28 protein-coding genes are annotated in these 24,689 nt (G+C 41.9%); all 28 read right to left on the bottom strand.

The window, feature by feature from the left end:
• Positions 1–15: 15 nt before the first annotated feature.
• A complete protein-coding gene (gene flhB / locus D4T97_RS09690) occupies positions 16–1,098 on the bottom strand; it encodes a flagellar biosynthesis protein FlhB (RefSeq protein WP_126050075.1) in 1,083 nt (360 codons plus the stop codon).
• A complete protein-coding gene (gene fliR, locus D4T97_RS09685) occupies positions 1,095–1,874 on the bottom strand; it encodes a flagellar biosynthetic protein FliR (protein WP_126050073.1) in 780 nt (259 codons plus the stop codon). Before fliR ends, flhB begins: the two co-directional genes overlap by 4 nt.
• A 4-nt stretch (positions 1,875–1,878) precedes the next feature.
• Positions 1,879–2,148, bottom strand: coding sequence for a flagellar biosynthesis protein FliQ (gene fliQ, locus D4T97_RS09680; protein ID WP_126050071.1), 270 nt, complete (start codon positions 2,146–2,148; stop codon positions 1,879–1,881).
• A gap of 42 nt (positions 2,149–2,190) precedes the next feature.
• Complete coding sequence (gene fliP / locus D4T97_RS09675) at positions 2,191–2,853, bottom strand: flagellar type III secretion system pore protein FliP (protein ID WP_126050069.1); 663 nt, start codon at positions 2,851–2,853, stop codon at positions 2,191–2,193.
• Entirely contained in the window at positions 2,850–3,509 is a 660-nt protein-coding gene (locus D4T97_RS09670) for a flagellar biosynthetic protein FliO (RefSeq protein WP_126050067.1), read from the bottom strand. The genes fliP and D4T97_RS09670 overlap by 4 nt, the downstream gene beginning before the upstream one ends.
• A 104-nt stretch (positions 3,510–3,613) precedes the next feature.
• The gene (gene fliY, locus D4T97_RS09665; RefSeq protein WP_126050065.1) at positions 3,614–4,750 is read right to left on the bottom strand and encodes a flagellar motor switch phosphatase FliY; all 1,137 of its coding nucleotides are present in this window, start codon (positions 4,748–4,750) and stop codon (positions 3,614–3,616) included.
• Entirely contained in the window at positions 4,740–5,765 is a 1,026-nt protein-coding gene (fliM, locus tag D4T97_RS09660) for a flagellar motor switch protein FliM (RefSeq protein WP_126050063.1), read from the bottom strand. Before fliM ends, fliY begins: the two co-directional genes overlap by 11 nt.
• Positions 5,766–5,798: 33 nt before the next feature.
• Positions 5,799–6,224 (bottom strand): flagellar basal body-associated protein FliL, encoded by a 426-nt coding sequence (gene fliL / locus D4T97_RS09655; protein WP_126050061.1) that lies wholly within the window; start codon positions 6,222–6,224, stop codon positions 5,799–5,801.
• Positions 6,214–6,432 (bottom strand): flagellar FlbD family protein, encoded by a 219-nt coding sequence (locus D4T97_RS09650; RefSeq protein WP_126050059.1) that lies wholly within the window; start codon positions 6,430–6,432, stop codon positions 6,214–6,216. The genes fliL and D4T97_RS09650 overlap by 11 nt, the downstream gene beginning before the upstream one ends.
• Positions 6,433–6,478: 46 nt before the next feature.
• Positions 6,479–7,336 carry a flagellar basal body rod protein FlgG gene (gene flgG / locus D4T97_RS09645; RefSeq protein WP_126050057.1) on the bottom strand — a complete coding sequence of 286 codons (858 nt, stop codon included), beginning with the start codon at positions 7,334–7,336 and terminating at the stop codon, positions 6,479–6,481.
• Positions 7,337–7,419: 83 nt separating this feature from the next.
• Positions 7,420–7,800: a TIGR02530 family flagellar biosynthesis protein gene (locus tag D4T97_RS09640; RefSeq protein ID WP_126050055.1), complete on the bottom strand. Its 381-nt coding sequence runs from the start codon at positions 7,798–7,800 to the stop codon at positions 7,420–7,422.
• Between the two features lie 13 nt (positions 7,801–7,813).
• A complete protein-coding gene (gene flgD, locus D4T97_RS09635; protein WP_126050053.1) occupies positions 7,814–8,446 on the bottom strand; it encodes a flagellar hook assembly protein FlgD in 633 nt (210 codons plus the stop codon).
• Positions 8,447–8,455: 9 nt separating this feature from the next.
• Positions 8,456–9,712 (bottom strand): flagellar hook-length control protein FliK, encoded by a 1,257-nt coding sequence (locus D4T97_RS09630; RefSeq protein ID WP_164525519.1) that lies wholly within the window; start codon positions 9,710–9,712, stop codon positions 8,456–8,458.
• 4 nt (positions 9,713–9,716) lie between these two features.
• Entirely contained in the window at positions 9,717–10,325 is a 609-nt protein-coding gene (locus tag D4T97_RS09625; RefSeq protein WP_126050049.1) for a MotE family protein, read from the bottom strand.
• Positions 10,326–10,331: 6 nt separating this feature from the next.
• Positions 10,332–10,778 (bottom strand): flagellar export protein FliJ, encoded by a 447-nt coding sequence (gene fliJ, locus D4T97_RS09620; RefSeq protein ID WP_126050047.1) that lies wholly within the window; start codon positions 10,776–10,778, stop codon positions 10,332–10,334.
• Complete coding sequence (gene fliI, locus D4T97_RS09615) at positions 10,775–12,103, bottom strand: flagellar protein export ATPase FliI (RefSeq protein WP_126050045.1); 1,329 nt, start codon at positions 12,101–12,103, stop codon at positions 10,775–10,777. Before fliI ends, fliJ begins: the two co-directional genes overlap by 4 nt.
• Entirely contained in the window at positions 12,100–12,864 is a 765-nt protein-coding gene (gene fliH / locus D4T97_RS09610) for a flagellar assembly protein FliH (RefSeq protein WP_164525518.1), read from the bottom strand. Before fliH ends, fliI begins: the two co-directional genes overlap by 4 nt.
• Entirely contained in the window at positions 12,857–13,864 is a 1,008-nt protein-coding gene (fliG, locus tag D4T97_RS09605; protein ID WP_126050041.1) for a flagellar motor switch protein FliG, read from the bottom strand. The genes fliH and fliG overlap by 8 nt, the downstream gene beginning before the upstream one ends.
• Positions 13,865–13,868: 4 nt before the next feature.
• On the bottom strand, positions 13,869–15,482 hold the full coding sequence (gene fliF / locus D4T97_RS09600; RefSeq protein ID WP_126050039.1) for a flagellar basal-body MS-ring/collar protein FliF: 1,614 nt from the start codon (positions 15,480–15,482) through the stop codon (positions 13,869–13,871).
• Between the two features lie 24 nt (positions 15,483–15,506).
• Positions 15,507–15,818 (bottom strand): flagellar hook-basal body complex protein FliE, encoded by a 312-nt coding sequence (gene fliE, locus D4T97_RS09595; RefSeq protein ID WP_126050037.1) that lies wholly within the window; start codon positions 15,816–15,818, stop codon positions 15,507–15,509.
• A gap of 21 nt (positions 15,819–15,839) precedes the next feature.
• A complete protein-coding gene (flgC, locus tag D4T97_RS09590; protein ID WP_126050280.1) occupies positions 15,840–16,292 on the bottom strand; it encodes a flagellar basal body rod protein FlgC in 453 nt (150 codons plus the stop codon).
• An 8-nt stretch (positions 16,293–16,300) separates the two neighbouring features.
• Positions 16,301–16,690, bottom strand: coding sequence for a flagellar basal body rod protein FlgB (flgB, locus tag D4T97_RS09585; RefSeq protein WP_126050278.1), 390 nt, complete (start codon positions 16,688–16,690; stop codon positions 16,301–16,303).
• A gap of 201 nt (positions 16,691–16,891) precedes the next feature.
• Positions 16,892–17,671 carry a GTP-sensing pleiotropic transcriptional regulator CodY gene (gene codY, locus D4T97_RS09580; protein WP_126050035.1) on the bottom strand — a complete coding sequence of 260 codons (780 nt, stop codon included), beginning with the start codon at positions 17,669–17,671 and terminating at the stop codon, positions 16,892–16,894.
• A 49-nt stretch (positions 17,672–17,720) separates the two neighbouring features.
• Entirely contained in the window at positions 17,721–19,109 is a 1,389-nt protein-coding gene (gene hslU, locus D4T97_RS09575) for an HslU--HslV peptidase ATPase subunit (RefSeq protein WP_126050277.1), read from the bottom strand.
• Between the two features lie 71 nt (positions 19,110–19,180).
• Positions 19,181–19,723: an ATP-dependent protease subunit HslV gene (hslV, locus tag D4T97_RS09570; protein ID WP_126050033.1), complete on the bottom strand. Its 543-nt coding sequence runs from the start codon at positions 19,721–19,723 to the stop codon at positions 19,181–19,183.
• 20 nt (positions 19,724–19,743) lie between these two features.
• Positions 19,744–20,643 (bottom strand): tyrosine recombinase XerC, encoded by a 900-nt coding sequence (xerC, locus tag D4T97_RS09565; protein WP_126050031.1) that lies wholly within the window; start codon positions 20,641–20,643, stop codon positions 19,744–19,746.
• 63 nt (positions 20,644–20,706) lie between these two features.
• Positions 20,707–22,008: an FADH(2)-oxidizing methylenetetrahydrofolate--tRNA-(uracil(54)-C(5))-methyltransferase TrmFO gene (gene trmFO / locus D4T97_RS09560; protein ID WP_126050029.1), complete on the bottom strand. Its 1,302-nt coding sequence runs from the start codon at positions 22,006–22,008 to the stop codon at positions 20,707–20,709.
• Between the two features lie 527 nt (positions 22,009–22,535).
• Positions 22,536–24,611 (bottom strand): type I DNA topoisomerase, encoded by a 2,076-nt coding sequence (gene topA / locus D4T97_RS09555; RefSeq protein WP_126050027.1) that lies wholly within the window; start codon positions 24,609–24,611, stop codon positions 22,536–22,538.
• Positions 24,612–24,689 lie beyond the last annotated feature (78 nt).

The raw sequence follows: 24,689 nt of genomic DNA, 5'->3' as shown, positions 1-24,689 counted from the left end.
TCCATATTCTGAACTTTAGATTTTATGTTTGATCCGATATACGTACGCAAGTATCTCGGCAACAACCTTGAAGAATTCGTCAGGTATGGCATCACCTATATCTGTCTGCTTGTAAAGCGTCTGTGCCAATGGACGGTTTTCTACAAGAACAATCTGATGCTCCTCCGCAACCCGTTTGATTTTCTGGGCCATGAAGTCGATCCCTTTGGCAACAACAATCGGGGCATCCGCTTTTTCCTCATCATACTTGAGTGCAATGGCATAATGGGTCGGATTGGTGATGACCACATCAGCCTTAGGAACTTCCTCCATCATCCTAGCCATCGCCATCTCTCTTTGCTTCTGCTTAATTTTTGATTTGATCAGCGGGTCGCCTTCCATATTTTTAAATTCATCTTTCACATCTTGTTTGGACATCCGGATATTTTTTTCAAAATCATATCGCTGATATAAATAATCGAATAATGACAGGAATAATAAAGCGATGGACGCGCTAATCCCCATTTGCAGGGTCAGGCTGCCTATCGTTTTTAAGGCAGACGGAACAGATTTATGTGCTAAAATCAACACCTCGTCAATCCGAAGCCACAAAACAAGAAATGTGATAAAACCTACAAACCCGATTTTCAAGATGGATTTTAAAAGCTCGACGATTGCGCGTATGGAAAAAATTCGTTTGAATCCTTTGATTGGATCAATTTTTTCAAGCTTGGGCTTCATAGGCTCAGCTGTAAACATAAATCCTACTTGCAATAGATTTGCTCCAAGACCTGCCACCAGAGCAACAAGCATGATGGGTCCCAGTAAAATAGCCACAGCAAGAATGATATCCAACCCGATTTGGCGTAAATTTTCGGAAGTCAAATCCATCAGCACATATTCGCTTAACGTCCGACGGAAAATATCTTTTACTATGTGGCCGATATGGGAGGAAAAAAACATTAAAAACCCAAAGACAGACAATAAAATGATAGCTGTATTAACATCCTGGCTTTTCGCCGTCTGCCCTTTTTTCCTTGTATCCTGCCTTTTCTTAGGTGTCGCTTTTTCTGTTTTTTCACCTGCAAAAAACTGCAGATCAAGCTGAAGAAGCTTCATTCCAGACCACCAAGCATTTCCATGACATCCTTCATCACATGAGCCATCGTTTCAAATAAGTTTTGTACAATGCCCAAAATTACGCCAACGACGATAAAAATAACGATAAAACTAACTGCGATTTTAATTGGAAAACCGACAACAAATACATTCATCTGCGGCACCGTCCTTGCGATTATCCCTAGGGCTACATCAACAAGAAAAAGTACGGCAACAACAGGGACCGCCATTTGAAAGGCTATGACAAACATCATGGCGAAAGCTTTAATCACGTATTCCACCAGGGTGGCATTACCAAATCCGAAGGCGACCTGGTCTAATGGAATGAATTGATAACTGTAAAAAATACCGTCAAGCAACATATGATGGCCATCGACAGCAAGGAGCAACAACAGAGAAAATGTATACAAATACTGCCCGATTAAAGGCGATTGTGCTCCAGTCTGGGGATCAATGACATTAGCGATTGCAAATCCCATCTGAAAATCTATGAAACTGCCGGCTGCCTGGATTGCTGACAGGATCATGTATCCCATGAACCCGATGAACAATCCGACAAGCACCTCTCTGATAATCAATAAAAAGTATTCCAGATTGATTTCCAGTGGTGCAGCGTCCACCGAATAATACATAAGCACTGATATGAAAAAAGCAAATCCGATCCGAAACATGGCTGGAAGTGTCCGGTAGGAAAAGAGAGGCATCGTTACAAAAAAGGCCGATACCCTCATAAAAATAAGCAAAAAAACTGAAAATGTCGGTACGATATCTATCATTCTCTCAACCTACAAACCGGGTTAGGTTCTGAAAAATATCTGTAGTATACGACAGCATTCTGCTCAGCATCCACGGACCAAAAAAGACAATGCCCAATAGGACTGCAATGATTTTTGGTATGAAAGCCAATGTCTGTTCCTGGATTTGGGTTGTAGCTTGAAAGATGCTCACAATCAATCCAACCGCCAAAGCAAGCAGCAACAGCGGCCCGGCTACGATCAATATGGTAAATACTCCTTTTCCAGCCAGAGAAATAACTGATTCGGCGCTCATAACATCACCTTCCTTGGGATTGTAATCAAATGGAAATGTTCACTAAAAGCTCTGCAGCAATGATTTGACAACCAAATACCACCCATCCACCAATACGAACAGCAGTATTTTGAACGGCAGCGAAATCATTACCGGTGGAAGCATCATCATCCCCATTGACATCAATACACTCGCTACAACCATATCAATCACAAGGAACGGGATGAAAATCATGAATCCAATTTGAAATGCCGTCTTCAATTCACTTAGAGCAAATGCAGGGACCAGGGCTGTCAACGGTATATCTTCAATCGTATTGGGACGCTCGGCACCCGAATAACTCAAAAATAATTCCAGGTCTTTTTGTCTTGTGTAGGAGCTCATAAATTCCTTGAACGGTACGGCGGCACGTTCATATGATTCCTCCAAAGTTATTTCATCATTGAACAAAGGCGTAAGAGCTTCCTTGTTCACCTGATTCAAGGTAGGCGCCATCACAAAAAATGTCAGGAAAAGTGCCAGTCCGATGATTACCTGATTCGGCGGCATCTGCTGGGTGGCAAGCGATGTCCGTACAAAAGAAAGGACGATCACAATCCTGGTAAATGATGTCATGACAATGAGGATGCCGGGCGCAATGGAAAGGACTGTCAGTAACAGAAAGAGTTTAACTGATGTTGATACAGTTTCGGGCGAGCTGTTAAAAAACGACATAACTTCGTTCATTTTTCATCATGCCCCTTCCCCTGAAACTCTTTTAAAATACTTTTCCGCTGCGTTTTAATTAAATCCACTTCATTTTTGAAATGTTTTTGGAATGTCCCATTATTGTCCTTACTTTTCCGAGGATCCACCATTTCTTTTATAGTTCCGGTAAGCTTAGTTACAATATCAGCTGGCTGAATGCTTCCTTCCAGCTGTTCATTATATTGGTTTAAGATTTCTATTTGCTCCTGCTCGTCCGTAATTTCTTTTAGCAGGCGGACATCTTCCCCAACCCCTAGTACAAGCAGTCGTTTTCCGGCTTTGACAACCTGGATTGAACGATTGCCTCCAAGTGCCGTTCCTCCTAAATTTTGAACAAGGCGGTTCTGTTGGTAGGACTGACTTTTTTTATTGATGAATTTCAATAAGAAATACAGCAATCCAATGACGAACGCCAGTGCTGCAACCATTTTGACCATCTCAAAAAAGCCGATGGAAAATGATTCATTTCCACTATTCTCCTGATGTAATTTATTCAAGCCACCCTGCTCTTCACATTTGTCAGGATTTTTTATGCATTCTTCCACAGACCCTTTCGGGCTCGCGTGAACGATAAACGGTTTGGTATTTGTGAGAACGACCAAAAGCAATAAAAGAACCATAAATTTATTTTTCATAACGCATACCTGAAATTATCATTATTTTGTTTTTGCTTATCTCCCTAGGGGGTGAAATACTGCTCCTTAACACGATCGTTCCCTCACAATCCAATATCAAAAACTTATTTCAAATATTGCAGGCGATTTTTCCTGCTCAAAATATCTGTCACCCGGACCCCAAAGCTTTCATCGATGACAACGACCTCTCCTTTGGCGATCAAACGGTTATTTATCAGGATATCCACCGGTTCACCAGCCAATTTATCCAGCTCGATGATCGATCCCGATCCCATTTCTAAAATATCTTTTACGGATTTTTGTGTTCTGCCTAGTTCAACTGTCACTTGAAGTGGAATATCCAGTAAGACGTCCAGATTTTTTGTATCCGCCTGTTCTTCAAAGCCTTCGTCAAACTGTGCAAAGCTCGCGCGCTGGACATTGACGTCTTGGTTGTTGCTCCGCGAGTTTTCGTCGGAGTTATGTGTTGGCCGTAAAGGTATTGGTTCCTCGATGTCCTTTGTCTGCTCTAAAGCCAAATCTATGGCTGATGCAGTTTCCATCTCAACTTTTTCCGCTACATTTGATTCATCGGCCTGTGACCAAAGTTCCTCCACTAAACTTTTTGCAAAGTTTACAGGAATGAACATGGTTAACTTTGAATCAACTATATCTTCTATTTTCAAGTCGAACGATACTTGGGCAAATGGGGCCTGGTCCGAAAGTTGCTGTAACACTTCTCCCAATGTTTCATTGGATACATGGAATGTAGGTGTAGAAATGTCCACCCTTTTGTTAAAAAACGAGGACATTGAAGTCGCAGAGGAACCAATCATTTGGTTCATTACTTCCTGCACAGCACTTTGCTGAATCTCGTCCATTTCCTCTGAAGGAGAGGTTCCGTCCCCACCCATCAAAACATCGGCAATGACTGACACATCCCTCTTCTTCAGAAATAATACATTCACTCCAGAAAAACCCGATGTATAGGTGACCTGTACCGCCATTCCCGGATCTTTTGATGCCGAGAGGGTCTGCCAATCGATGATTGAAACTGTCGGCGTATTTATTTCAACCTTTTTATTCATCATGGTTGAAAGAGCTGTGGCAGCATTTCCGAATGAAATATTACCTACTTCTCCCAGCGCATCTTTTTCTAATTCACTTAGCTCATCCGTTACCTTCGTTGATTCGTCTTCAGATTGATTCATTTCAGCGAATAACATTTCAATCTCTTCTTGAGAGAGCTTCTCACCATTCATCGTCCTCATCTCCCTCGTTTATCATAGTTAATATTTGCACAGCCAAATTATTATACTTCATGCCTGGCTGCCCCAGGAATTTAGGAATCCCCGCTACTTTTACAAAAAGGGGCTCGTCAATCCTTTTTTGTAGCTGGAACACATCTCCCTTGCTTAATGCGAGAAAGTCTCTTATTGTTAATTCAGTTTTTCCCAGTTCTACATCTACTTCAACATTGGTTTCCTTAATGCTGCTTTTGAGCGCGTCGACCGCTTCCGGCTTTCTTTCTTTTGTTCCGGACTCCATCCAGTATTGGGCGGTCAGTTTCGAAATAATCGGTTCAAGAACAACATGTGGGATGGCGATGTTGATCGTTCCATTTGTATCTCCGATCACAGCATGCATGGAGACTACGACTACCGTTTCATTTGGAGAGACCGCCTGTAAAAACTGGGGATTTACTTCTATTTCAGAAAGCTTCGGTTCTATATGTGAAATTCCCGCCCACGCTTCCTGCAAGGGATCCAGTGTCTTTTTGAATAAATTTGTCAGGAGCTTCATTTCAATATCAGTCAGGAGAGAAATTTTATTCATACCCGATCCTTTTCCACCTAAAATGCGATCCATCATCGCATAGGCAATATCAGGCTGGACCTCCATGATCATCCTGCCCTTAAGCGGGGGTATTTCAATTACATTTAAAAAAGTCATACTATCAATTGAGCGAATATATTCTCCGTAGGGCACCTGCCCTGACGAAACAACCGATACATGGGCGTATGTCCTTAAGTGCGCCGAAAACAAGGTTGTTAAAAGACGGGCAAAGTTTTCATAAATTCTTGTTAAACTCCGGATTTGGTCTTTTGAAAATCTTAAAGCTCTCTTAAAATCATATACTTTTACAACTTTTTCAAGTTCATTTGATGCCACAGTCTTCTTCGGCTTATCACTATCCTCACCTGCTGCAAGGGATGAAATAAGATCATCAATTTCAGTTTGTGACAATACCCCTTGGGATAAGACATCATCTGCCATTGGCGTCACCTCCTAACGTTGAGTGCCAGTAAACTACGAAATGATATAAGAGGTAATATAAACCTTAACTACTTGTCCCTCATTCAAAATTTCATTGATTTTCGATTTCAAAGTTTCTTCAAAACCTTGTTTACCCTCTTTTCCCTGCAAATCTGGCGCTTTCATATCGGACAGTTCAGTGATGATGATATTCTGCACTTGAAACTTCCTCTTCTCCAATTCCTCTTTTGAATTCTTGCCGTCAGTTTCAATCATGAAAGAAATTTTCACATACCTGTTATCAAGGAGGTTTGTCGCAATTTCTCCAATATCCACTGTAACCTTAAGGACATCGTCAATTGATTGTTCACCGCTCGTTTCTTCCTTTTTTCCAAAATCAAGTTTGTCATAGGCGAGCAATCCGGCAGCTCCAACAAGTAAAATAATTGTAATAAAAATAAGTACCTTATTATTTTTCATCTGTATCCTCCTGCTGCCCGCGTCCTATTAATTGAATAGATTGGTAGAATTTAAGAATTTTCTCCGTGACAAGCTGCTCGGATTCGGCCACCACATATTTGCGTCCATTTGTTAAAGTGATCGTTGTATCGGGAAAAGATTCAATCGTTTCTATATATATCGCATTCAAATGGAAAGTCTTCCCGTTCAATTTAGTTATATGTATCAACGAACCATCCAGGACCGGACTTAGCCCGGTCCTGTCCCTCCCTTACCTACCGTTTTAAGTTGACAAGCTCCTGCAAGATCTCATCAGAAGTTGTAATGATCCTTGTATTCGCTTGGAATCCACGCTGTGCTACGATCATCTCCGTGAACTCTTCGGAAAGATCCACATTGGACATTTCGAGAGTACCCGAGACAAGTTTGCCGGCTCCTCCATTAGTCGGTGTGCCTGCATTCGGCACTCCTGTGGCAGCTGTAGCAACATAATAATTTTCCCCTACTTTTTCTAAGCCTCCATTATTAGAGAAACGCGTAATTGCAATGGGTATTGTAGGAAGATTATTACCACCAAGTGAGTAATTGATTGTACCATTTTCTTCAATGCTTAAATTTGAAACCTGTTGGATGTTCTCTATTTGAATGGGCTTTAACCTCGCAATAATATTGCCAGCAGCATTCCTTACCGGGTGCCCAGGTGCATTATCACCAACTTCGTAACCAAGAACATGCTCACCTGAAGATGTCACAAGAAATCCATTATTATCAAAAAATAAATTTCCAGCTCTGGTATACATAATCCCGCCATTACCATCATCTACCGCTAAATAACCATCACCTTGAATGGCAACATCAAGCACCCGACCAGTAGTCTGCAAGCTTCCTTGCGTGTCAATTGTATCAATTGACGCAAGCTGTGAACCAAGTCCCACCTGCTTAGGATTGACACCCCCACGAGCCCCGTCTCCAGCACTTGCCCCGGAGATTGTCTGGCTCACCATGTCCTTAAAGGTAACGCGTCCCTTTTTAAATCCAAATGTGTTGACGTTAGCAATATTGTTTCCGATGACGTCGAGTTTGGTTTGGAAGTTTTTCATTCCGCTGATTCCTGAGTACATTGAGCGTAGCATGTTCCCATTTCCCCTTTCGTAGTAACCGCGTCTGTCAATCGGCGGCTTTTGGCTTCCTTAAAAAGGTCCAGCCTTCTATTTTTCTAGTTCACTATGATTGTGCCGTCGATATTATTGAATATTTGTCCGTTTGCTTCATCTCTGGACATCATTGTTATTACGGTGCTGTTTTTAGCACTTACGAGCAAAGCCGCATTTTCCAGAAGAACGAGAGGTTCTTTGACGCCCTTCACCTTAGCTTCGGTAATTTTTTCCCCAATCTGCTGCCATTTTTTCGGGCTGATATCAATATTCCTTTGTTCCATCCTTGCCTTGGCATGTTTGCTGATTTTCAAATGACCTGGGTTTTCAATCGCCATCTGTAGCTCATTAGAGAACGACTGGCCATCGTCTTTTTGCAGGTCGGCATTTCTGATTGCATTCACATGGAGATGTGCATTAAGAGGATGGATATAATTTTTCATTCAACCATCTCCCTTATTCGATTTTTGTAAGGCTTTTGGATTCGATCACTGTTCCGTCTTCAAGAATCACTGAAATGATTCCGCCTTTTGACGTCACTGACTTTACAAGACCTGATTTCTCCTGTTCATCATCCATCCAGGAGACTTTCTTCCCTATCAGATGACTTGCAGTGACAAGTGAATGATCACCACCATTTTGATGGATTTCCGAAATATTTGCCGGCGCCAATTCCTGGCCGTCTTCAAGGATTATCTTTACCGAATCTCCTAAAAACTGCACCGAACGAACAACACCTTTTCCTTCAAGTATTTCAGGAGCTTTCAGCGGATCATTGCTTTCGATGATCTGATGCCACGTCACTTCTTTTCCGACAAACTCGCTGAAGGAAATCAGATTCGCCTGCGAGGCACTTTCAACAAACTTTTCCAATGTCTGGTTCATATTGGTCAATTGTTCAAGGGAAGAAAAAGTCGCCATCTGACCAATGAATTCTTTATCGTCCATTGGGCTTAGCGGATCCTGATTTTGCAGCTGCGTGAACAGAATCTTTAAAAAGGCATCCTTTCCCAACGAATCGTTATTTCCCGTCTGCCGCTTCACCGTTTCTGTCGGCAGAAAATAATCACTACCAATCGTGTTTGGCATTCCCGTCACCTACACTTCCGTTTCAAATAAAACTTTATGTAAAAATTGGGAGAAATCTTCTTCATCATTTTCTCCATTAAAAACATCCGATCCTTTACCTTCGTTAGGATCTTGCTGCTCCTGACCATGGTTTCTTTGATCTTGGCTTGTATATTTATTCATATTTTCCTGAAAAGTGATGTCCACCTTATCCACCTGGATGTTCTGCTGGACAAATGCCTGCCTTAACTGATGGATTTGCGAATCAAGTAAATCTTTCGCCATATTCGTCGCTGCCAAAATACGCGCAATCATCACGCCATCCCTTTGCAACAGTTCAATGCGAAGCGAACCAAGATGTTCAGGATACAGGCGGATTGTTAAACTTTTTGTTTGAAGGGCTTGGCTGAAATTGGACCTTTGTAGAATGTTTGTAAATTGCCTGACCAACTCTCTCGCCTTTCTTTCATTGGAACCTGTTTCGACGAGCCTGACAATTACTTGGTCTATTTCACTTGTAGCCTTCATGGTTGATGCCTGGCCGATATTTGTGTCGGACTTCGATTGAACTCCTGCTTGTGTACCTTCTGGCTCAGGTGCCAACAAGCTCCTGTCCGCTTCCGATTCATTTGAAGAACGTATAGGCTGCAATCGTAGGGCTAATGGAAATGTCTCATCACCATCTACACTTATCGGCTGTCTGATCAGACTTTCCGACTCGATTCCTGGGTTGCTCTTGTTGCCGTTCTCCAAAATTAATTGTTCTGCGCTTGTTTGCAACAATCGTTGTTGGGATTGTTGTGAATTTAGATGTGCAAGAGAAGGAGGACCATTTTTCAAAAGATCGTATTGCTGAAGTGACACTTTTGAATAGCCCAAAACATCTTTCAGCGCTTCAGAACCTAATTCACCTTCAAATTTACTCTTGCCGGCAGAGGCTACGAAATAATCCAGAGCTTCTAAAAGTGCTGCTGTTCCTTCTGACTCAGTGTCTATTCGGCCCAGCAAATCAATTGCCTTTTGCAAAAGCTCCTGTTCATCCGCATCTAGATCGTATCCTGTTGTCTCCTTAAGTTCCTCCAGTATCTTTAATGCATTCGCCAGCACTTGGTTCAAAGTACTGTCTTGTTCTGTAGTTTCCGTCGTCTCATTCCCGGATTCTGCCTGAAAGCTTTGCATCTTCAGATTGAGAATATCCCCAAACAAGCCATTGCCTTGCCTAGTTTCATTCCTCGATTGTTTCGTCATAATAAAATTTGGAGCAGCATCAAATATTGGGATCTTCACTTTTTCACCTCTCTTCACTTGTGTTGACAGCCAACATCTGAGTATATGTTGCTGCTTTATCCGGAGGCATTTTTTCCATAATTCTTGCGAGCGGTTCGGAACCCAATTTCGAAAGGATGTTGACAGCTTCATTGTCTTTCATTTCTATAATGATAGAAGCAGCCCGCTTGGGCATCATTGTTTCATAGACTGCAACTATATCTTTAATTTCACGTTTCCCATCGTTATCCACCTGGTTTTTTTCCTCGATGGTCGTTTCTAATCTTTTCTTATCTTGGTTTAGAAGATCAATTTCAGACTCTTTTTCTTCCACTTTTCTTTCTAAACGGTTGATTTTCGCATTCTTTTCTTCAATTTGGGCTTCCAATTTAACAATTGCTTCATTATGATCCTTAATATTTACAGTTTCTTTGTTTCCAAGAATGGAGGATACCATTGGGATATTTCCTCCGATTTCCCTAGCCTTTTCATATACGTTCACACCCATAACCGTAGCAGCCAGCAAGGTGAGAAACAGTAAAATCAGGAGAGGGATAACAACCCATGAAAAAAGCTTTTGAAAAGGGCTGGATTTCTTATACTCTGTTTGAGTTTCTTCGGTACTAGCCACCATTGTCACCTAATTTCCTTTTCGATGTTGGAATTGTATGGCTGCTATTTCATCCATTTGATTATTTTCATTTGTATTGATCCACTGTTGAAAATACTCATAACTTTTATCTTTCATTTTTTCATACTTTTTCACTTCGATATTGCTCTCAAGAAGTTTTCCTTCCCAATAGCGCATTTCATTGCGTGTTGCCAGAACTTTCTTTTGCCAAAAATCTATTGTCTCTTCAAGGTTATTTATGAAAAGTTGGTTATGCCTGATTTTTTGGATGGAGTAGCCTGTCTCCAATTTATCTGATTGAAATTGTTCCAATACTTCTTTTTTCTTCAACAAATCGTATAGTTTCTTGGCAGCATTCTCAAATTGACGGACTGACTCATCATAGAGTGTGAGAGTCTCTTCTTTCTCTCTTTCTTTCAGCGTCAAAATATGCTGGAATTTGTAGTTAAACCTCAACGAAACTCACCCGTTTCTGCCAAATTGATCAAAGCCTGGATACTTACTTCCTTAGACGGATGCTCATGTGTGTCTTGCTGTAAAAACTTGATGATTTCGGGTTGATAATCGATTGCCTCATCAATTTCCTTTGAGGCACCTTTTTTATAAGCACCTATATTGATTAAGTCTTCCGAATTCACATACGTACTCAACAGATTCCGAATCGTATTGGCCGCCATTTTATGTTCTGGTGCAGCAAGCTGGTTCATGAGCCTGCTTACACTCTTTAACACATTGATTGCCGGATAATGGCCTTTATTTGCCAAAGAGCGATCCAGGACAATATGTCCATCCAATATCCCCCTAACAGTGTCTGCGATCGGTTCATTCATATCATCACCATCGACGAGAACTGTATAAAAGGCGGTAATCGAGCCGAGTGTACTTGTGCCGGTTCTTTCAAGCAGTCGAGGAAGGAGAGCGAAAACCGAGGGTGTATATCCCCTTGTAGCAGGCGGCTCACCAACAGCAAGTCCAACTTCTCGTTGACTCATGGCTACCCTTGTGACTGAATCCATCAATAGGTTTACATTACAACCCATATCCCTAAAATATTCGGCAATGGCTGTTGCTGTAAAAGCGCCTTTAATTCTCATAAGAGCCGGCTGGTCAGAAGTGGATGCGACAATAATCGACTTTTTTAATCCTTCAGGCCCCAGATCGTTTTCCAGGAATTCTTTTACTTCTCTTCCACGCTCCCCAATCAGTGCAATCACATTGATATCCGCAGTCGTATTGCGTGCTATCATACCCAGCAATGTACTTTTTCCAACACCGCTACCCGCAAAAATCCCCATCCGCTGTCCATTTCCGACTGGTAGCATACTATCGATTGCCCTTACTCCAACTTCAAGTTGCTCTGAGATGGGTGGCCTGGTTAATGGATTAGGCGGATCGCAGTCTATTTGGACGGCAGCCATGCCACGGGGAATGGCCGATTCATCCAAAGGATTGCCCAGCGAATCAACAACCTTACCAATCATTTCGGGCCCCACATTGACTTCTAACGGTTTTCCAGTAGACTCGACAAGGTTACCAGGAGCAACGTCAAGTAAATTTGTGTATGGCATTAAAATTAGATGTTTTCCCTTAAAACCGACGACCTCTGCTAAAACCGTCCGGCTGTCAGCTTGATCATTCCCTGTATGGATGATGCAAACATCTCCAATGGAACTTTCTGGCCCGCATGATTCAATCATCAAGCCCACCACTTTGACCACTTTTCCATACTTCTTCAGAGGGTTGATTTTTCTAATTTGTGGAAGAAGGTCCCTTGCTCTCATTTCATTTGTTCGACGGCCAGGAGTTCCGCCAGCCTTCCTTTCAATTCCGTCAACTGGCTGTCAATGCCGGCATCAATCCTGGTCGTTTCACATTCAATCACGCAATCATGAACATTTAGTTCCTCACTTGGATATATATAGAAAAGCACCTCTCGCGGGAAGATTGATTCTAAAACTTTTCTAGATGTAACTAACAGTTGAAAGTTTGAAGGATGAACATATATCTCAATTTCTTTTTCATTCTTTAATTCATTCAGAGCCTTCGTTACAACTCCGATGAATTTCTCAGGTTCTTCGGACAGGACTGACCCCAAGATCGTTTTCGTGCTTGCGATTGAAAGGTCCAGTATTGTCTGTTCAGCCTGTAAGATATATGTTTTGAAATCTGACTTTGCATGTTGAATTGTATCCCGTGCTGTTACAATCAGGCTTTTATACTCGCTTTTTCCTTCTGTACGTCCTTCTAGCAAACCGTTTTGGTAGCCTTCGTTCCATGCTTCCTCAGATAATTTCATTTTTTCCGTATCCCAGAGATCTTTCTCCTCTTGAACGGCAACCTTCATTTGTTCTGTCTCGCGGACAGCTCTATCAATTAATTGCCGGGCTCTTTCTTCCGCTTGTTTAATAATTTTTTGTGCTTTTTCTTCGATCAGAGGATCTATTGCAGCCTCTTGACTTTCCACTGTTTCGACAATCCGCGGCTTGATAATCTTTGAGCCAGTTAAAATCCTGTCCGAATGAAGCTTGATTATGTTAGACAATAATTTCATCCCCTCCACGGGCGAGAATGATTTCGCCAGCATCTTCCAGACGGCGAATAATCGCAACAATATTGGACTGGGCTTCCTCAATTTCACGCAAACGCACAGGTCCCATCAATTCAATTTCTTCTTGAAGTGTCACAGCCATACGTGTAGACATATTTTTAAAGATGGTTTCCTTAACTTCATCACTGGCGACTCTAAGTGCGAGCATCAAGTCATCACTATCACATTCCCTGATTACACGCTGAATCGAAAGATTGTCCAAAATAACGATGTCCTCAAAGACAAACATTCTTTCCCTAATGTCCTCCGCAAGGCCGGGATCCTGTATCCCAAGCGTATCAAGAATAGTTTTCTCCGTGGCCCGGTCAACTCCTTGGAGCACCTGGACAATAGATTCGATACCGCCGCTTTGAGAATAATCATCTGTGACAGTCGCAGACAGCTTTCTCTTAAGTATCTCCTCAACCTCACGGATGACATCTGGAGATGTACCATCCATTACGGCAATCCTTCTTGCAATATCCGCCTGCGTATCAGTCGGAAGCTCAGAGAGGATTTGGCCCGCTTTTTCCGGATCCAAATATGATAAGACAAGGGCAATTGTCTGCGGATGCTCGTTTTGAATAAAATGTAAAATTTGTCCGGCATCAGCCCTTTTGGCAAAATCAAACGGGCGGACCTGCAAGGAGGCATTCAGCCTCTTCAGCATCTTCGTAGCTTCTTCATAACCGAAAGCTTTTTCCAATACTACTTTTGCATAGTCCAACCCGCCCTGTGTTATATATTTCTGTGCAAGAGCAATTTGATGAAACTCACCGACTACCTTATCTTTTTTTTCGGCCGTTACGTTTCTCAAGCTCGAAATTTCCATCGTAAGCTTTTCAACTTCTTTTTCCGTCAGTTGTTTATAAATTTTTGAAGCAGTATCGGGACCGAGAGAAATTAGAAGTACTGCGGCCTTTTGAATTGCTGACATTTTTTGTTTTTTATCCATTCCTCTAAATTTCCTCCTCTTCTTCAGCAAGCCATGTGCGCAGCAGGTTGGCAAATTGTTCCGGGTTCTCTTTTGCTAATTCTTCAAGTTGCTCGCGATTTTCCGCTGCTTTCTTAGCCGCTAATTCCTCAAGGGTTGGTTGTACAGGTGCCGCAGGTGCCTCTTCAGCAATTAAAGCTATTTCTTCCAACTCTTCAGCTTTTCTAGCTCTTGCTCTTGTCCAAAGGATTATTAGAACAGCAATGCCGGCAAGAACAATTGCTCCGAGGATATATCCCCACCAAGGCAGGCCAGTTTGTGATGAGGATTCCGTACGATCCATATTTCCATTGAATGGTTGTACAGATACAACAACTTTTTCATCGATTGCAGCATCAGATATGTCGGTGCCACTTTCCTTGTCAATGGACGTCCTTACAATAGTGGAAAGAAGCTGCCGTATATCTTCCCTTCTCTCTTCCGGAAAAGAGGCCGGCTCCTCAGGCTCTGGAGGTTCAACCATTACCTGAATACCTAAATCACGAATTTTATAGGGACTCTCCACTATTTCCTTGCGCACTTTGTTTACTTCGTAATTCAGTGTTTCTTCGGACCGTTCGTAATCACCAGAATTTCCGCTTCCTTCGAGATACTGGCTGGCTCCACTGTCTGCCGGATCGCCGCCTTGTGGAATGCCGCCTGCTTGGGCCTCATCTCCGGAAAATGTTTCCGTGATTCTTTGTGCACTAATGGCAATTCCACGCATGTTTTCTTCATCTACCGGAGTAACAAGATTCTCTTCCCTGTTTTCCTGGGTGAAATCAATATCTGCTGTAACGGAGGTCAACACTTTATCGTGGCCCATCAATGTTCCTAGCATTTGCTGAACCTGACGCTGGATATCCCTTTCCAGCCGCTCCTTAATTTTCATTTGCTGGTCAATTCCACTGTCGGCATAAGAACCATCGTTCAAATCAAAGTATTCCAGGAACTGATTCCGAATGACAATGTTGTCCGTTGGTAAATTTGGCACGCTTTTGGAGACCAGATGGTACAGGGATTTAATTTGCTTCTCGTTGAAATCATGCCCCGGCTTTGTATGTAAAATAATTGATGCCGATGCTTCTTCATTATTCTCTTTTACAAAGACACTTTTTTCCGGCATGGTGATCATTACATTTGCATCGTCTATTCCGTCGATGCTTTTTATGAGATTTGCAAGCTCATTTTGAGTCGCATCAAGTTTCAATACATTGAATTCATTGTCTGTCATCCCAAAACCGGCGTTTTCGCTAAAGAAAGAGTAATCAATATTTCCTGATTTAGGGATTCCTTCGGCTGCAAGCTCGACCATCAAAGTCTCTGCACTTCCATCTGGCACCCGTATCGTTGAACCATTTTCCGTAATCTCAGATTTGATTCCTCTTGTGTCTAATTCCTCTTTAATAGCACCTGTTTCAGAAGGAGACAAGTTTGTATAAAGCGGAACCATGGTGGTACGCGTTGACAAAACTGTTAGAAATATGATTAATAAAAGCAAAATAAGGGCCGAGGAAATATAAATAATCTTTTGTTTTTTTGTCCTTTGTATCCAATACTCTTTTAAATATGAAAAACGCTTAATCAGTAAATCTTTCATTGGTAGTCCCCTTAAACATTCCGGTTACACTTGCATTCGCATGATTTCCTGGTATGCTTCAACAGCCTTATTGCGAATTTCCAGTGCCGCCTGCATGGATATGGAAGCTTTTTGGCCGGCGATCATCACTTCGTGCAAATCAATTTTCTTTCCCTCTGCCAGCATATTTGTTGCCTTATCTGATTGTAATTGCAGTTGGTTTACTTCCTGGATTGCATTTTTCAAGTAATTCCCGAAATTATTTTCTTTATTAAAATTTTCAATCTCAGTTTTCTTTGAATTTCCATTTATTGAAATTGTATTGGGCAAATGAGAGACTAGTTGATTTATCTGCATTGTCTATTGCCTCCTGATCAATTATTTTCCTATATCAAGCGACTTCATCAGCATTGCTTTTGTTGCATTGAAGACTGTGACATTTGCTTCGTATGACCTTGTAGCACTGATCATATCCACCATCTCGCGCAGTGGGTCGACGTTGGTTTGATATACATAACCATTTTCATCGGCATCAGGATGTTCGGGATCATAGATCATTTTAAATGGTGTTTGATCTTCGACAATTCTCGTCACTTTCACTCCTGAAGAAGTATTATTAGCGGAACGAGCGCCAATCGCTTTATTAAGGACCGAAGAAAATGAATTCTCATTTGGCTGCATAACAACCATTTTCCGCCTATATGGCTGCCATTCGCCGTTAACCAGCTTCTCCCTCGTCGTATCGACATTTGCCATGTTGGAGGAAATAACATCCAATCTGAGACGCTGTGCTGTTAACGCAGAGGAAGAAATTCCCATTGAGTGGAACATTGTCACTATTACTTTCCTCCCTTAATCACATTTTGTAATGAATTGAACTTGCCGCTTAATCTTTCTGTTAAAATGCTGTAATAAATTTGATTAGACGCAAGATTCGACATTTCTTTATCAATATCGACATTATTGCCGTTATGACTGTATTGGACCCGCCTGTCGGATAGGGTGATGGCTGGATTAATCTGCCTGGAACCCTTTATATGACGCGGGTCGGTAATACGAATTTTTGCGGCAGAAATCGTATCATTAAAGACTTTTTCAAAGCTGACTTTCTTCCCCTTATAGTTCGGGGTATCTGCATTGGCGATGTTTTGGGCTGTTATCTCATGCTTCAATGCAGAATAGTTCAAAGAACGTTCTATCGTATGAAAACTGCCGGAGAAGAGTTTCAAATTACACACCTGCCAAATTTTTCTTTTTCCTAAACTATCCACTATTGTAATCTTTTTGTCATATCCCGTCTATACATGCATGAGGTTTCTTGATGAACTTTTGTTGAAAATGCCGAATTTTGATACTTAAGACCTATTAAAACGAAGAAAAAAACGCCCGAAAGATCAAAGATCTTCGAGCGTTTTTATTATCTATGACAGTTAGTTGGATTTCAATTTCTCCAATTCGACCAGGAACTTGGAGTTTAAAACTTTTATATAAGTTCCCTTCATTCCTAGTGAACGAGACTCAATGACTCCGGCACTTTCCAATTTTCTAAGTGCGTTTACGATAACAGACCTTGTAATTCCGACTCTGTCAGCAATTTTAGATGCAACAAGCAGTCCTTCTGTTCCATTAAGCTCTTCAAAGATATGCTCGATTGCTTCCAGTTCGCTGTATGAAAGGGAACTGATCGCCATTTGGACAACAGCTTTACTGCGAGCTTCTTCTTCGATCTCTTCCGCTTTCTCGCGAAGAATTTCCATTCCGACGACTGTAGCTCCGTATTCGGCAAGAATTAGATCATCATTGACGAACTCCTGCTCAAGTTTTGCTAATATCAATGTTCCAAGCCTTTCTCCTCCGCCAATGATCGGAACAATTGTTGTCAGTCCTGTAGTAAATAAATCTTTGCTTTCCACAGGGAAAGCTGAGTATTCACTGTTGACATCAATGTTTGAAGAAGTTTCGGAAATGTTGAACAAACTTTTCGTGTAGTCTTCAGGAAATTGGCGTTCCTCAAGCATACTTTTCATTCTGTCGTTTTCGATCTGCTGACGAACAGCATATCCCAGAACCTTACCACGTCTGCTTAAAACATATACATTGGCTTCAATTACATCAGATAATGTTTCAGCCATTTCCTTAAAGTTTACTGGTTTACCTGCAGCTCTTTGCAGCATTGCATTAATTGTCCTAGTCCTTGTTAATAATTCCATTATTTCTCCTCCTAGATTTCCATAGTTCCAACGAAAATTAATTCATTTATTATAAAATAAACTGGCTCAAATCTTTGTCTTTTGAAATTGCTGAAAGTTTTTGGTTTACATATTGAGCGGTAATTTCAATCTTTTCCATAGTAACATCCGGGGCTTCGAACGACAAATCTTCAAGCAGTTTCTCCATAATTGTGTGCAGGCGCCGCGCTCCGATATTATCCGTGTTCTGGTTCACATCAAAGGCGATTTCTGCAAGTCTGTTAATAGCATCGTCAGAAAATTCGATTTGTATACCTTCGGTTTCTAATAATGCCGAATATTGTTTAATTAGGGCGTTATCCGGTTCTGTTAATATTTTATAAAAATCTTCAACGGTCAACTTCTCAAGCTCAACCCGAATAGGGAAGCGCCCTTGAAGCTCAGGGATCAAATCAGAGGGCTTTGCCATATGAAAAGCCCCAGCTGCGATAAATAAGATGTAGTCAGTTTTGACAGGGCCGTATTTTGTTACTACAGTGGACCCTTCGACAATTGGAAGGATATCCCTTTGAACACCTTCTCTTGATACATCTGCAGATGAAGATTGCCCTTTGCTGGCAATTTTATCAATCTCATCAATAAAGATGATACCAGTCTGCTCGGCCCTAAACAAAGCCATTTGGGTCACTTCATCCATATCTATTAGTTTTTGAGCTTCATCATTTGTCAAGACTACCCGTGCATCTTTTACCGGGAGTTTCCGCTTCTTCAGCTTTTTGGGCATCAGGCTGCTTAAAGCATCCTGCATATTCATTCCCATCTGTTCCATCCCGGAGCCTTGAAACAAATCGAACATGGAAGGCTGCTGCTCTTCAACCTCCACTGTCACAATCTCGTTTTCAAGTTCTCCTTGCTCAAGCTTTTCTTGAATAATTCTTCTTTTTTCGCGGATGCCCAATTCTTCCTGTTCATCCTGGGATGATGCGCTCTCGGTCTGCTGGGCCCCTCCAAAGATCATTTCAAACGGGTTTTTAAAGTTTTCCGCCTTTTTTTTCTTAGGAACGAGCAGCTCTACAAGGCGGCGGTTCGCCTGTTTCTCCGCACGTCCCTTTACTTCCTGCATTTTTTCCTCTTTTACAATCCTGATGGATGTTTCTGCCAGGTCACGCACCATTGATTCAACATCCCGGCCAACATATCCCACTTCGGTAAATTTGGTTGCTTCCACTTTTACGAACGGTGCTCCAACCATTTTTGCCAATCGTCGTGCAATTTCAGTCTTTCCAACACCGGTAGGGCCCATCATCAAAATATTCTTCGGAATGATTTCATCTCTTAATTCCTCGCTCAATAGTCCTCGGCGATAACGGTTCCGCAGTGCTACCGCCACAGCTCTTTTTGCTTCATTCTGACCGATGATATATTGATCAAGCTTTTCAACAATTTGTCTCGGAGTCATGCCTGCTCCATTAGTAGCAACTGTCAAAATTGTCCCTCCTCTACAGTAACGCATTGCGGCTTCGACATGTGTTACAATTCTTCGACAATTATTTGTCGATTTGTGTAGACGCATATATCCGCAGCTATTTCTAAAGCTGCTTTTGCCATTTCCTTTGCAGTCAAGTGTTCTGCTGCATATGTTTTCAATGCCCTGCCAGCTGAAAGAGCATAATTGCCCCCTGAACCTATCGCCAAAATACCATCATCCGGTTCAATCACTTCACCCGTACCAGAAATTAGCAGCAAATGTTCTTCATCCATAACAATGAGCATAGCTTCCAGCTTTCTTAACACTTTATCGCTGCGCCATTCCTTAGCAAGCTCAACTGCTGCCCTGGGCAAATTGCCATTAAACTCTTCAAGCTTCCCTTCAAACTTTTCAAATAAGGTAAAAGCATCGGCAACAGAACCGGCAAAGCCAGCCAACACTTTACCGTTGAATAATTTACGGACCTTTCGCGCAGTATGTTTCATTACAACTGCATTTCCAAATGTCACTTGCCCATCGCCGGCCATAGCACTTTTGCCTTTATGATGTACGGCAAATATTGTTGTTGCATGGAACTCATTCATTATAAAACCTCCTTGCACCTTCAAGCCCGTGGGTGGCTGTTCATATATGTTTTTCTTAAGTGTTCCTTTGTAACGTGTGTATAAACCTGGGTGGATGATAAATGAGCGTGCCCCAATAATTCCTGGACTGTCCTCATATCGGCACCGTTGTTTAGCAAATGTGTTGCAAAGCTGTGCCTGAACATATGGGGATGAATTTTACCTGATATGGATGCCTTTTTCATTACATCATTGAGGATAAAGCGGATTCCCCTTGCTGTTAATGGTCCTCCCTTGGAATTCACAAAAAGACTCCGATGGCCCGCGCGGTCTACAAGCAGGCCTCTTGCGTCTTTCAGATAGCGTTCCAGAGCCTCCGAAGCAAAAAATCCGAAAGGGACGTAACGTTCCTTTTTGCCTTTCCCCTTTACAAGGATTGTCGAAAAGTCAAAATCCACGTCGTCTATTTGGATATTTGCACATTCGCTAACTCGGATACCAGTTGCATACAACAACTCCATGAGGGCAAGATTACGCTTGCCCAAAGGGGTCGAATCATCGCATGCAGCGAATAATTGTTCCATCTCCTCTTCATACAGAAAGCTGGGGAGCCTTATTCCCTTTTTTGGTTGAATGACTAGCATAAATGGATTTTCAGTAACAAATTTTTCTCTTAATAAAAATTTGAAAAAACTGCGCAGGCTTGATATTTTCCTTGCTGCACTAGTCCTCGCATATTGCTGTTCGTATAATGACGACACATACAGTCTGGCATCAAAATATTCAACTTTATTAAGTGATTCAATAGCTTGCTCGTTCATAAACACGGTGAAATGCTCAATGTCTTTTTTATAAAATTCGATTGTGTAAGATGAATAATTTTTCTCAATCTGCAGGTATTCCAAAAATTGTTTGATGGCATCTACAATATCTTTCTTCATCTTTCCACCTCAATTTAAAGACTTCTAAATATTATCACAATTCACTTTTCCACGCAAAGAATACTATATATTTTCGGAAAAGTGTCGGATGCCACTTAATGCACGTTCTGCATATTGCTCATATTTTAATTTTTTGTTCTTTATTCTTTGAGGGAGTTCCGGAAGCAGACCGAAATTGACATTCATCGGCTGGAATGTTTTTGCGCTCGTGGACGTAATATAGTGGGCAAGACTTCCAATCATTGTTTCTTTCGGAAAAACAGCCGGTTCTTTTCCTTCTGCCAACAATGCTGCATTCAACCCTGCAGCTAAGCCGCTGGCTGCCGATTCCACATACCCTTCGACTCCTGTCATCTGTCCTGCAAAAAACAGATTAGGACTTTCTTTAAATTGGTACGTCCGTTCCAATACTTTTGGAGAGTTGATAAAAGTATTACGGTGCATGACTCCGTAGCGGACTATCTCAACTTCCTCCAAACCTGGAATCAGGCGTAATACCTCTTTTTGCGGTCCCCATTTTAAGTGGGTTTGAAACCCTACTATATTATAAAGGGTTCCCGCTGCATCATCCTGCCTTAGCTGGACAACTGCATAGGGAATTTTTCCAGTTTTGGGATCTTCCAGCCCCACTGGCTTCATAGGTCCAAAAAGCATTGTTTTTTTTCCTCTTTGGGCCATTACTTCTATCGGCATACAGCCCTCAAAAAATATTTCTTTCTCGAATTCTTTTAACGGGACTGTTTCGGCTTCAATTAATGCCTCATAAAACCTGTTGAACTCTTCTTCGTTCATCGGACAATTCAGGTAAGCCGCTTCGCCTTTATCGTAACGGGATTTCAAATAAACTTTATCCATATCTATGCTGTCTTTTTCAATAATAGGCGCCGCCGCATCGTAAAAATATAAATGATTCTCTCCCGTTAACTCCTGCAGCTTTTTAGATAGGCTGTCACTCGTCAACGGACCTGTAGCAATGATCGTTATACCGGGAGGAATATCAGTTATTTCTTCGTTATGTACTGTTATAAGAGGGTGGCTGCGAATCTGCTCGGTAATGTATCCGGCAAAATCATGCCTGTCAACAGCAAGTGCTCCACCCGCCGGAACTGATGATTGGTCGGCTGCTTTAATAATGAGCGAATCCATGATTCTCATTTCCTCTTTCAGTACACCAACTGCATTTGTAAGGGAATTGGCCCTTAATGAGTTCGAGCAGACCAGCTCTGCAAACTTATCTGTATGATGCGCAGGAGTTTGCTTAACAGGCCTCATTTCATACAGATTGACTTCGATTCCTTTTTTGGCTATCTGCCAGGCTGCTTCACTGCCTGCCAAACCCGCTCCTATAATATTTACAGATTGCATTTTTACGTTAACCTCCAGTGTATGATCACTCTTTCACAAACTGCGCACTATAATTCCTATAGCATTTTACCCTAAATGGGAGATAAATAAAAACAATGCGCACTTTAGTAAAGGGGTTGTGTTATCTAATACTTTTGATTTCCTCTACAGGGTAAAAAAGAGCCCAGCGAATAAATCTTTTTATCCTCAAGAAAAGGTGAGTGCTTGTTTGCACTCACCTGATTCTAAGAGACAAAAGGCGATTAGGACTATTGACTAGATTCAAGGCTCCAGCAACTGATACTGGCAGACTTCCTTCAGTGCTCCAGCGGCTTCGTGGAAGCTCTGCTCACCTTGTTTAAAAGCTGCACGACTAGGTTATCCAAGTAAGCTGCTTTCCTACGATAAGTCAACATCGGTTCCGACGTACAGGAAGTACTAGTGTAAGCGAAGCGACAGGATGTCGCGTTCTGAGCCTGCCGAAGCCACAGGATGTGGCGATTTGAGGCGGCCTGCGTCGCCCCTAAGCAGCCGTCTTACGCTTTTCGTTATTGCTGTGGTTCCTCTTTGTAGTCACATTTGACGCATTGGACCTGCTTTCCTTTTTTGAGCTTTTTCTCAACCAGAAGCTCATCACACTTAGGACAAGGGCGATTGATCGGCTTATCCCAGGATAGGAAGTCACATTCAGGGTATCGGTCGCAACCATAAAATATCCGCTTTTTCTTGCTTTTTCGCTCGATGACATTGCCTTCTTTACATTTTGGGCACTTTACACCGATTTCTTTTACAATCGGTTTTGTATTTCTGCAATCAGGGAAATTGCTGCATGCCATGAACTTGCCGAAACGGCCCATTTTGATGACCATTGGGTTACCGCATTGCTCGCAGTCTTCCCCGGCATATTCATCCTTGATTTCAACTTCTTTCATTTCAATTTCCGCTTTTTTTAAATTCACTTCAAATTTTTTATAAAATTCATCTATAATATTGACCCAAGCGACATGGCCTTCTTCAATTTCGTCCAGATTGCTTTCCATATTAGCTGTAAACTCTACATCAAGTACTTCCGGGAAAAACTCCATCATTAGTTCAGTAACAATCTCACCGAGTTCCGTTGGCACAAAACGTTTGTTATCCAATGCGACATATCCCCGTCTTTGAATCGTATCAAGCGTAGGGGCGAATGTCGAAGGTCTTCCTATACCAAGTTCCTCTAAAGTTTTGACCAGCCTCGCTTCTGTATATCTTGGAGGTGGCTGGGTAAAGTGTTGTTTTGGAGTCAGTTTTTCAGATGCAACTTTTTCACCTTCGACAAAAGAAGGCAACACATTTTCTTTTTCCTCCGACTGATCATCGGTGCCTTCTACATAAACCTTCATGAAACCGGGAAACTTTATTTGAGATCCATTTGCACGGAATATGACATCGCCGTTTGTCAGGTCGACAGTCATCGTGTCCATGACTGCAGGCGCCATTTGACTTGCAACGAAACGTTCCCATATTAACCTGTAAAGTCTCAACTGATCACGGCTAAGATAGGCTTTGACATCATTTGGCCCTCTCATGGTGCTTGTAGGACGGATGGCTTCATGCGCATCTTGGGTATTTGCCTGTTTTTTTTCCTTACGTGTTCCGGTTGCTAAATATTCCTTCCCATACTGCTTTGTAATATATTCGGCTGCTTCCTTTACAGCGATATCGGAAACCCTTGTGGAATCCGTACGCATATATGTGATGAGACCTACCGTACCTTCTTTTCCCAAGTCGATCCCTTCATATAATTGTTGCGCGAGCATCATCGTTTTTTTGGCTCTAAAGTTCAGCTTTCTCGCAGCTTCCTGTTGAAGTGAAGACGTTGTAAACGGACGGGCAGGGTTTCTTCTTCTTTCTTTCTTTGTCACGGACTTGACTAGGAAACTGCTTCCGTCTATTTTTCCAAGGACTTCTTTTACATCACTTTCAGATTGCAGCTTGTGCCTTTTTCCATTAACGCCATAAAAGTTGGCTTGGAATTGATCTTTTCCTTTTTTAAACAACCCTTCAATTGACCAGTATTCTTCAGGGACAAATTTCTTAATCTCATTTTCCCTATCTATGATAAGCCGGACTGCCACTGACTGCACCCTGCCGGCACTCAACCCTCTTTTCACTTTCTTCCAGAGCAGCGGGCTGATATTATACCCTACAAGTCTGTCCAATATCCTTCTTGCCTGCTGTGCATCAACAAGATCCATATTAATTGGACGGGGGTGTTTAAAAGATTCTTTGATTGCATCTTTTGTAATTTCATTGAAAATGACACGGCAGTCTGACTTAATGTCAACATCAAGACTGTGCGCCAAATGCCAGGCAATAGCTTCTCCTTCTCTATCGGGGTCAGCTGCCAGATACACTTTTTTAGCTTTTTTGGCTGCAGTCCTTAATTCTTTTAAAACAGGGCCTTTTCCCCTGATAGTAATATATTTTGGTTCATAATTATTTTCAACATCTACACCCGTTTGACTTTTCGGCAAATCCCTAACATGTCCCATGGATGCTTTCACTTTATATTTTTTCCCTAAATATCTTTCAATGGTCTTCGCCTTAGCCGGCGATTCCACTATTACCAAGTAATCCGACATGCAAAAATCCTCCCCAGAGGTAATTTCAATAAATCAGAATAAATCTTATACGTGTATGTTATGTTTGTCAATGAAAGA

Source organism: Siminovitchia acidinfaciens (assembly GCF_003605385.1).
GTDB classification, from domain to species: domain Bacteria; phylum Bacillota; class Bacilli; order Bacillales; family Bacillaceae_C; genus Siminovitchia; species Siminovitchia acidinfaciens.
Note: the sequence above shows the minus strand (reverse complement) of the source record. Positions and strands in the feature narration are given on the sequence as shown.

What these genes read in the sequence shown, in the direction of transcription:
- flhB (WP_126050075.1), bottom strand. Translation starts at nt 1,098, where the DNA reads ATGAAGCTTCTTCAGCTTGATCTGCAGTTTTTTGCAGGTGAAAAAACA.
- fliR (WP_126050073.1), bottom strand. Translation starts at nt 1,874, where the DNA reads ATGATAGATATCGTACCGACATTTTCAGTTTTTTTGCTTATTTTTATG.
- fliQ (WP_126050071.1), bottom strand. Translation starts at nt 2,148, where the DNA reads ATGAGCGCCGAATCAGTTATTTCTCTGGCTGGAAAAGGAGTATTTACC.
- fliP (WP_126050069.1), bottom strand. Translation starts at nt 2,853, where the DNA reads ATGAACGAAGTTATGTCGTTTTTTAACAGCTCGCCCGAAACTGTATCA.
- D4T97_RS09670 (WP_126050067.1), bottom strand. Translation starts at nt 3,509, where the DNA reads ATGAAAAATAAATTTATGGTTCTTTTATTGCTTTTGGTCGTTCTCACA.
- fliY (WP_126050065.1), bottom strand. Translation starts at nt 4,750, where the DNA reads ATGAATGGTGAGAAGCTCTCTCAAGAAGAGATTGAAATGTTATTCGCT.
- fliM (WP_126050063.1), bottom strand. Translation starts at nt 5,765, where the DNA reads ATGGCAGATGATGTCTTATCCCAAGGGGTATTGTCACAAACTGAAATT.
- fliL (WP_126050061.1), bottom strand. Translation starts at nt 6,224, where the DNA reads ATGAAAAATAATAAGGTACTTATTTTTATTACAATTATTTTACTTGTT.
- flgG (WP_126050057.1), bottom strand. Translation starts at nt 7,336, where the DNA reads ATGCTACGCTCAATGTACTCAGGAATCAGCGGAATGAAAAACTTCCAA.
- D4T97_RS09640 (WP_126050055.1), bottom strand. Translation starts at nt 7,800, where the DNA reads ATGAAAAATTATATCCATCCTCTTAATGCACATCTCCATGTGAATGCA.
- flgD (WP_126050053.1), bottom strand. Translation starts at nt 8,446, where the DNA reads ATGCCAAACACGATTGGTAGTGATTATTTTCTGCCGACAGAAACGGTG.
- D4T97_RS09625 (WP_126050049.1), bottom strand. Translation starts at nt 10,325, where the DNA reads ATGGTGGCTAGTACCGAAGAAACTCAAACAGAGTATAAGAAATCCAGC.
- fliI (WP_126050045.1), bottom strand. Translation starts at nt 12,103, where the DNA reads ATGAGAGCAAGGGACCTTCTTCCACAAATTAGAAAAATCAACCCTCTG.
- fliG (WP_126050041.1), bottom strand. Translation starts at nt 13,864, where the DNA reads ATGGATAAAAAACAAAAAATGTCAGCAATTCAAAAGGCCGCAGTACTT.
- fliF (WP_126050039.1), bottom strand. Translation starts at nt 15,482, where the DNA reads ATGAAAGATTTACTGATTAAGCGTTTTTCATATTTAAAAGAGTATTGG.
- fliE (WP_126050037.1), bottom strand. Translation starts at nt 15,818, where the DNA reads ATGCAGATAAATCAACTAGTCTCTCATTTGCCCAATACAATTTCAATA.
- flgC (WP_126050280.1), bottom strand. Translation starts at nt 16,292, where the DNA reads ATGTTCCACTCAATGGGAATTTCTTCCTCTGCGTTAACAGCACAGCGT.
- codY (WP_126050035.1), bottom strand. Translation starts at nt 17,671, where the DNA reads ATGGAATTATTAACAAGGACTAGGACAATTAATGCAATGCTGCAAAGA.
- hslU (WP_126050277.1), bottom strand. Translation starts at nt 19,109, where the DNA reads ATGACTCCGAGACAAATTGTTGAAAAGCTTGATCAATATATCATCGGT.
- hslV (WP_126050033.1), bottom strand. Translation starts at nt 19,723, where the DNA reads ATGAATGAGTTCCATGCAACAACAATATTTGCCGTACATCATAAAGGC.
- xerC (WP_126050031.1), bottom strand. Translation starts at nt 20,643, where the DNA reads ATGAAGAAAGATATTGTAGATGCCATCAAACAATTTTTGGAATACCTG.
- trmFO (WP_126050029.1), bottom strand. Translation starts at nt 22,008, where the DNA reads ATGCAATCTGTAAATATTATAGGAGCGGGTTTGGCAGGCAGTGAAGCA.
- topA (WP_126050027.1), bottom strand. Translation starts at nt 24,611, where the DNA reads ATGTCGGATTACTTGGTAATAGTGGAATCGCCGGCTAAGGCGAAGACC.